This window comes from Staphylococcus agnetis, from assembly GCF_002901865.1.
Taxonomy (GTDB): Bacteria; Bacillota; Bacilli; order Staphylococcales; family Staphylococcaceae; genus Staphylococcus; species Staphylococcus agnetis.
Genome location: NZ_PPQF01000135.1, coordinates 2,137 through 3,380 on the forward strand (window position 1 = coordinate 2,137; position 1,244 = coordinate 3,380).

At 32.4% G+C, this 1,244-nt stretch carries 2 protein-coding genes; both read left to right on the plus strand.

What is annotated here, in order from left to right:
- Positions 1-604: transposase (locus tag CD172_RS13170; protein WP_206169847.1), on the plus strand; the 604-nt coding region annotated here is incomplete at its 5' end.
- On the plus strand, positions 586-1,244 hold a 659-nt coding region (locus tag CD172_RS12210; protein WP_169925249.1), incomplete at its 3' end, for a transposase. The genes CD172_RS13170 and CD172_RS12210, both read left to right, overlap by 19 nt.

Below are 1,244 nucleotides of genomic sequence, written 5' to 3' on the forward strand. Positions count from 1 at the left end.
TGAGGAACTTTATATGTATAAAAATTATAACATGTCTCAACTCACACTACCAATAGAAACGGAAATTACATTTCCGAAAAATGATGTTTCTACTATTATTAATCATCTTGTTGAGTCCATTCCTGATGCAGAATTCAATGACTATTACAATCATAGAGGACCCTCTTCTTATCATCCAAAGATGATGTTAAAAATACTTCTTTATAGCTATTCTCAATCTGTTTTTTCAGGACGCAAAATAGAATTCCTTCTTAGAGATAGCTGTCGCCTCATGTGGCTTGCCCAAGGGCAAACACCTTCTTACAGAACTATAAATAGATTCAGAGTTAATCCATATATGATGGGGATTTTACAAACTTTATTTGTCGGTTTTAGAGCGCAGTTAATCGAAGATAAATTAATATCTGAAGATGTTGTTTACATCGATGGAACTAAGCTTGAAGCAAATGCCAATAAATACACATTTCAATGGCTCGCAAATACTGAAAGATTCAGCCAATCGGTTGTTGAAAAGTCCAATACACTTTATGAAACTTTAGTAGCTGAGGAAATAATTCCAGAAATAAAAAAGAATCTTCAGAAGAGTTGTCTAAAGAAGAGATGAATCAAATTGAAACCTATCTAGAGAACAAAGAAAAAAATTTAACTTCTCAAATCGATAACACGGACGATACTCAAGAACGCAAAACATTAAGAAAACAGCGAAGCCAAATTAAAAAAAGCAAAAAAGCGATTAATGATTTTAGAGAACGTAAAATTAAATATGAGAATCAAAAGGAAATTTATGGTGACAGAAAGAGCTATTCAACAACAGATCATGATGCGACATTTATGAGAATGAAAGATGACCACATGAAAAATGGACAATTAAAACCAGGCTATAACTTACAAATAGCAACGAATAACCAATTTATACTAGCCTACGGCGTGTATAATAAACCAGGAGACACGAGAACACTTGAGCCGTTTTTGAATGAAATGAAAGCATTATATGGTGACATTCCTGAGTATATTGTAGCTGATGCAGGTTATGGTAGTGAAAGTAATTATAAAATGATATTGGATGATTTTGAAAAGACGCCACTCATCACTTATGGAATGTACATGAAAGAAGGGAAAAAGAAATTTAAAACTGATCCGTTCATCTCTGCAAATTGGCAATACAATGAACTAGACGACTATTACTTGTGCCCTAATAATAAAGAGTTACATTTCTTCAAATATAGAATTAAACATGATTATTA